At 40.9% G+C, this 7,526-nt stretch carries 2 protein-coding genes; both read right to left on the bottom strand.

Translation table 11 applies throughout. The annotated features are described in order from the left end of the window. The coding region (locus BGO88_RS06680; protein ID WP_286706376.1) for a BspA family leucine-rich repeat surface protein at positions 1-6,402 on the bottom strand (6,402 nt) is incomplete at its 3' end. Positions 6,403-7,358: 956 nt separating this feature from the next. Beyond that, positions 7,359-7,514: a T9SS type A sorting domain-containing protein gene (locus BGO88_RS17375; RefSeq protein WP_353743393.1), complete on the bottom strand. Its 156-nt coding sequence runs from the start codon at positions 7,512-7,514 to the stop codon at positions 7,359-7,361. Positions 7,515-7,526 lie beyond the last annotated feature (12 nt).

Here is a 7,526-nt window from a genome sequence, read left to right as displayed (position 1 = left end):
TACTTTGGATTTTGCCTCGGCTACAATGTTCAGGGTCGCTTTGGTGATGGTGAAATCCGCTCCGGTGTAGTTAATATCGTAGTTAGCCGTAGTTGCCAACGTACCCTGCTCAATGGCATAGGTGCCGATGTTTTCACCTGCTACTCTGGTTAACGCTCCTGTGATAACGCTTTGGTCATCATTGTTAGCTAAACCGGTTACGGCATAAGTGAGTGCCGGATCTGTCGTTCCATAGGTTTTCGACTTGGCATCTGCAATGATGTTTAAGGTCGCTTTGCTGATGGTTAAATCCGCTCCGGTGTAGGTAATATCGTAGTTCGCCGTAGTTGCCAACGTACCTTGTTCAATGGCATAGGTTCCGATGTCTTCACCTGCTACTCTGGTGAGTGCTCCGCTGATGATGCTCTGGTCGTCACCGTTTGCCAATCCTGTTACGGTATAGGTCAGTGCCGGGTCAGACGTTCCATAGGTTTTTGATTTCGCATCTGCAACGATGTTCAGGGTTGCCTTGGTGATGTTAAAATCGGCACCGGTGTAGGTAATGTCGTAGTTCGCCGTAGTTGCCAACGTACCCTGTTCAATCGTATAGGTACCGATGTTTTCTCCTGCCGTTCTGGTCAAGGCTCCCGTGATAACCGTATGGTCGTCACCGTTTGCAAATCCCGTTACGGTATAGGTCAGTGCAGGATCGGCTGAACCGTATGTTTTGGTTTTTGCATCCGCTACGATGTTTAAGGTAGCTTTTGTGATGTTGAAATCGGCACCGGTGTAGGTGATGGTATAATTTTCGGCATTTAATGTTCCTTGTCCAATGGCGTAGGTTCCTATATCTTCTCCGGCTGTTCTGGTAAGCAATCCTGTTAATACAGTTTCTGTATCGCCGTTTACCCAACCGTTAGCCACGTATGTCAATATCGGGTCTTCGGTTCCGTATATTTTGTTAATTGTATCGGCGGTTACTGTTAGGGCAGCTTTGTTTATTGTCAATTTAAAAATGACATCCGCTGCCGGATTATAGGTTTCGTTGCCCGCTTGTTTTGCGGTGATATCAACTTCTCCTGCTTTATTGATTTTCAGTTTCCATTTGTTTCCGTCTGTACTGTCCTGGAAAGCTTCAGCTATGCTATTATCAGCAGATACGTAGCTTACCTCAAGACCTGAACTTGCGGTAGCTGTAGGTACAAAAGCCACATCGCCATAGGTTTTGACCATGTCGGTAGCCGTAATGATTTGATCGAGTCCGCAGCTTTGTCCGCTTGGGCTGTCGCCAGTAATAGTCCATCCTTTGGTGGTGGTCAATAGGGTTCTTGCAGCTTCGGCATTGGTGCCGTATTGTCTGCCTTGTGCTCCCAGATTACGCCCTGATGGTGTGTTTGGATTGGCTGCCCATCCTTGTAACGTAAACGAATAGTTTTGACAATCCATTACTGAATTGTTCAGCATATTGTCCGTCGTTACAGCAGGGTTGAGTTGCCATGTGCCTATGTTTTGGTTAAATGTTTGTGCATTATAAAACATGCTGGACATATTAGTGACCTTTTGCGTGTCCCAGTTACTTATATCCTTATTAAAGCCACGATTGTCTGAAAACATATAGCTCATGTTGATTACATTTGCGGTATTCCAGTTGCCTATATTTTGGTTGAATGCTTGGGCATAATTAAACATGCCGGACATATCAGTTACCTTTTGAGTGTCCCAGCCACTGATGTCCTGATTGAAAACCCGTGTACCATAAAACATACTTCCCATATTGGTTACATTCGATGTATTCCAGCCGCCAATAGGCTGATTAAAGGCATAAGCATTTGCAAACATTGCAAACATATTGGTTACATTCGATGTATTCCAGTTGGATATGTCCTGATTAAATGCTTCGGCATAATAAAACATGGTGGACATATTGGTTACATTTTGTGTATTCCAGCTGCTGATATTTTGATTGAAAGCATAAGCATTTGCAAACATGCCGAACATATTGGTTACATTTTGTGTATTCCAGTTGCCTACATTCTGGTTAAAAATGTGTGTACCATAAAACAGATAGAACATATTGGCTACATTCGCTGTATTCCAGGTGCCTATATTGGCGGGGCCATTGAGGGAGTAACATCCCTGAAACATACTGGATATATCGCTAACGTTGCTCAAATCGGGTACATCAGTTGCGGTTATATTCAGGTTATGACAGTCCATGAACGCATTTTTCATTGTACTCCATTGTACCGTACCCCATTGTGTAACATCAATCAATTTTAATCGTTCAGGGTTCAGCTGCGGGTTTCTGATTTTAATTGCTTTGAGATTGTCTGGTTTGAGATTCAGGGTAATGATTTCGTTTACAGGCAGTCCGGAAATATTAACTTCGTAAGTGCCTGCTGCAATTGTTCCGCTACCGCTGATGCCTCCCGAGGCTTTCCAGAAATAGTCTACTGATGTGCCGGGAGAAATGGTTGGATAAAACCTGATCGTATTGCCGGAATTTGGCTTGCTCATGTCCCATACCGTGACAAAATCTCCTATTGCGGCTGTAATGGTAAAGTCTGCTCCGGTGAAAGAAATGGTATAGTTTTCAGCATCTAATGTCCCTTGAGATATAGCATAGATTCCTACGGCTTCGCCGGCTGCTCTGCTCAATGTTCCTGTAAGGGTCGTCTGGTCATCTCCATTCACTAATCCGGTAGCCGTATAGGTCAGTGCCGGGTCTGTCGTGCCGTATTCTTTGGATAATGCATTTGCTGTTATGGATAAAGGAGCCTTGTTGATGGTTAATGTAAAAATGACATCTGCCGCCGGAATGTAGGTATCGTTACCTATTTGTTTTGCCGTGATATTGACTACTCCTGCTTTATTGATTTTCAGTTTCCATTTGTTACCGTCTGCACTGTCCTGGAAAGCTTCGGCTATGCTGTTGTCTGCCGATACGTAGCTCACTTCCAAACCTGAACTTGCTGTAACCGAAGGTGCAAAAGATCCATCGCCATAGGTTTTGGTTATATCAGTAGCCGTAATGGTTTGTGATAGTCCACAATTTTGCCCGCTTGGGCTGTCGCCTGTAATGGTCCAGCCTTTGGTAGTGGTCAATAAGGTTCTTGCAGCTTCGGCATTGGTACCGTATTGTCTGCCTATAGCTCTTAAATTACGTCCTGAAGGCGTGTTTGCGTTATTTGCCCAGCCTTGTAATGTAAGTGAATAGTTTGTACAATCCATACCAGAATTATCAAGCATGTTGGCCATGCTGACATTACTGTTAAGCTTCCATTTACCAATATTCTGATTGAATGCCGAAGCTCCTTCAAACAGACCCATCATATTGCTTACATTTTCTGTATTCCAACTGCCGATATTTTGGTTAAAAGCAATTGCTTCGGAAAACATAAATGCCATCGTGGCTACATTTGAAGTATCCCAATTACTAATGTCACTATTGAAAGCTTTAGAATACCTAAACATCTGCGTCATATTCGTTACGTTTGAAGTGTTCCAGTTGCCAATATTCTGATTAAAAGCCGAATTGTTAGTGAACATACTAGACATATTGGTTACGTTTGATGTATTCCAGTTGCCAATTGGCTGATTAAAGATTGAATTATGAAACATGCCGGACATATTGGTTACGTTTGATGTATTCCAGTTGCTGATATCCTGATTAAAATACCAAGCATTAGAGAACATGTTATTCATATTGGTTACAGCGGAAGTATTCCAGCTGCCGATATCCATATTGAATGAAGCATTGGCAAACATACTTGTCATATCTTTTACCTTTGATGTATTCCAGTTATTTATGTTTTGGTTGAAGGTGTCTGTACCATAAAACATAAAACTCATATTGGTTACATTTTGTGTGTTCCAATCACCTATGTTTTGGTTAAAAGCCTTTGCACTCGTAAACACACTAATCATATTGGTTACCTTTGATGTATCCCAATTGCCAATTGGCTGATTAAAAACAGAAGCATTAGAGAACATATAGCTCATATTCGTTACGGCGGAAGTGTTCCACCCGGAGATATTCTGATTAAAGATCTTAGCTTCATAAAAAAGATAAGCCATATTGGTTATTTTTGAGGTATTCCAATTGCCTATATTAACAGGACTATTGAGTGAGTGACAACCTTGAAACATACGCGACATACTGGTTGCTCCACTCAAATTCGGTATATCTGATGCAGTGATATTCAGATTAATACATTTTTGAAACATGCTTTCCATTGTGCTCCATTGTGCCGTGCCCCACTGGGCAACATCAACCAATCGTTTGTCGCTTCCTCCTGTATCAGCTCTAAAAGCTCTCAGATGATTTGGTTTAAGATTAAGCGTAATAATCTCGTTAGCAGGTAAACCATTAATGACAACATTTACAGCATTCGCAGCAATTGTTCCGCTACCCATACCGCCACCTGAAGCTGTCCAGAAATAATCAACAGATCCGATCAGAGAGGTGGTTATATTAAATGCAATCTCATTGTTTGTACCTGGTTTACTCATATCCCAAATGGTCACAAAATCTCCTGTAGCGGTTGTGATGCTGAAATTGGCACCCGTGTAGGTGAGGTCATAGTTACTGTTAGCGACCAATGTTCCCTGGTTAATAGCATAAGTGCCTATGGCTTCGCCGACAGTTCTGCTTAAGCTACCTGTAAGTACCGTCTGGTCGTCACCGTTTACTAATCCTGTCACGGTATAGGTTAGTGCCGGGTCAGCAGTGCCGTATTCTTTGGATAGGGCATTGGCCGTAACTGCTAAGTTCGCTTTATTTATCGTTATTTTGAAAACGGTATCAGTAGCAGGGCCATAGGTGTCATCCCCGGGCTGTTTTGCCGTGATGTTGACTTCTCCTGCTTTTTTGATTTTTAGTCTCCATCTGTTTCCGCCTGTGACGTCCAGAAAAGCTTCGGCTATGCTATTGTCTGCAGATACGTAATTGACTTTCAAACCTGAACTTGCTGTGGCGGTAAGGGCAAAAGGGTTATCTCTATCTCCGTAGGTTTTAGTGATATCCGCTACAGTAATGGTTTGTGGAAGTAATTTTGATTCATAGGCTCCAATGTCTATATTAAAGCCAATTAAACGATTGTTACCGGCAAGGTCTTTGTCGTTAGCCAGATCAGCACCAGAACTTGAATACAGAGAGTTGCTTCCCTTGGCAATTGCCGGGCTTCCTATTTTTAGTTGGAAATCGTTGTTTGCCGCATTGGTAAAAATCTGTTCAGTGGTAACACCTTGTGCGCTCACATTGTCACCCATAATATTTGTATAACCTGTTATAAGGTTATTTCTGAAGGTTATATAACTTAGGCCTGTATATTGTCCATCTCGGCCTGTATTTTGTGCTGATTTATTATCCCATAACAAACTGTTGTATAAAAGTATTCTTCCACTACTGGCGTTAATTCCTCCTCCATAAGAACTGTTGTTTGAGATGTTTCCATACATGGTACAATTTATGATCGACATATTACCAAGGTTGTGCCATACCGCACCACCTCCTAAAGTTGTGGCTGTATTCTTGAAAAAGAGGCTAGTGTAAATTTTTGAGTCCGAGTTTTCATTATGTATGGCTCCCCCTCTGTTACCGGCAGCATTTTCTATAAAGGTACAACCGGAAATAGTTGCCGCTGATCCGTCATTGAGTAGTGCACCTCCCCAAGTTCCAGTGTTTTTTGTAAAACTGCTATTGATGATAACTGCATTGGAAGATATATTCATTATTCCTCCGCAGTTTCCTGAGACCTTATTTGCTGAAAAATTACTGTTGGAGATGCTTACAGGAGATGCCTCATTATACATAGCTCCCGCATAAGTACCCGTATTTTCTGTAAAAGTACAATTGGTTATGGTAGTAGAAGATGAGCCGTTACACATTCCTCCTCCTCTGGCTTGACCAAAAGAATACCCGTTAACTGTGATTTTGGAAGTCTGGAGTCCATTTGCATTCCCTTTGGTAATCGTAAAACCATCCAACAGGGTTTGATTTCCTACATTTGCACTAATAATTACATGATAGGCATCATCGGAGGTATTGTTTATTGTTCCTAAATCACCACTCAAGATACTTTTGTTAACTTCATAATTGCGTTGTCCCAATGAAGTTTCGGTTCCGGTAAAGCCTCCGTATAGTTGTACGCCATCTTTAAGTACAAAAGCATTTGCCCTGTTATTTACAGAGATCGTGTTAAGATCATTGGCCGGGCGATTAGGCTTGTAAGTACCTGCGGCTACCCATATTTGGTTGGAACTGGCAGACTGATTGATCATTAACTGCAAATCATCACTGGCATTGCTCCATGAAGATCCGTCTTTGGTTCCTGCTCCACCTTCTTTTACATATCGGATGGTTTGAGCAAAACTTGCCCAACTGCTAAAGACAAATAGCAGAAAAAATAGATGTTTTTTCATCTTTGAAAAATTTAATAGATTATTTTTTTATTGTTTTAGCTAAGGGGTGGAAGTTCTTATCCTGTTATAGGAATGAGAAAAACAACCTTCAATTCTCAGCCTGGAACTCATACACGCTTTATTGGCTATAGTATGTGGTTTTGGTATTTGAAGTAAGGAGGCATATCATTCCGCGGTAGGGGATGATTTGTTTTAAGATTTTTAACGCCAATAAAGGAGAAAGGGAATAAGACCATTTCTCTTGCAGCAATAAGATGTAATTTTTCCATTTCACAGTATTTAAATTTATTCTTAACCCCCATTGCCTTTTCTGCACAAGAAAAAACAGGAAATGATTGTTCGTGTTAAGAGACGTCATAGGCGAGCATACGGATTACTTCCGAAACTGCATAATGAGTCGATCAATTTAAAGATGAGTAAATAAAAGAATACGCCACTCCTGAGCTAACAGGAGCTTATTAATAGTATGGTTTGTCTTGATTTTAGATAAGGCAAGGCAATATGATTTCTACATACTTTTGTTTATTGTATGTAATTGGTGAAATCAGAGATTTGCTTTTGAACGGTTAATCCATCCAAACAAGTTTGCTTGCAAGTGTGGGAGTGGTTCTTATCTATAGCTGATAAATGATGATATAATGCCGTTTGTTTTTTTCCGTTCTTGGATTTAAGACATTCCTATCATTTGGGAGGATTTTTGTAAAATTGTAGCTGGTTTGGCCTGTAATTGTTTTCATAAGAGCTTATTTATCAGGTGTAAATATATAGAATTTATTGTGATTATTTATTTCTATACTGTTTTTAACAATAGGTTAACTGGTTTTAAAAATAATTGACGTGTTAAAATTTATGTGTAAATCATAGATTGTCTTAAAATTCCTGTAATTTAAAATATTTAAATAAAATCTAAACACTCCCGTTTTTCGGGCGTGCTTAGATTTTAGGATATTCTATTTTTATTTTTTGACCACTTTTACGGTGGATTTTTTGCCACTCGACATGACGGATACGGCATAGGTTCCGTCCGGCAGGTCGCCAAGGAACAGTTTTACTTCCGTAGCGTGGCTCTCCTGTTTTCTGACCAGTTGGCCCAACAGGCTGTATACCTCAATCGAATCTATGGT

The sequence above is a fragment of the Flavobacterium sp. 38-13 genome (assembly GCF_001899155.1).
Lineage (GTDB): Bacteria > Bacteroidota > Bacteroidia > Flavobacteriales > Flavobacteriaceae > Flavobacterium > Flavobacterium lindanitolerans.
The sequence above is the reverse complement of the archived record's forward strand: the minus strand, read 5'-3'. Positions and strand labels throughout refer to the sequence as shown.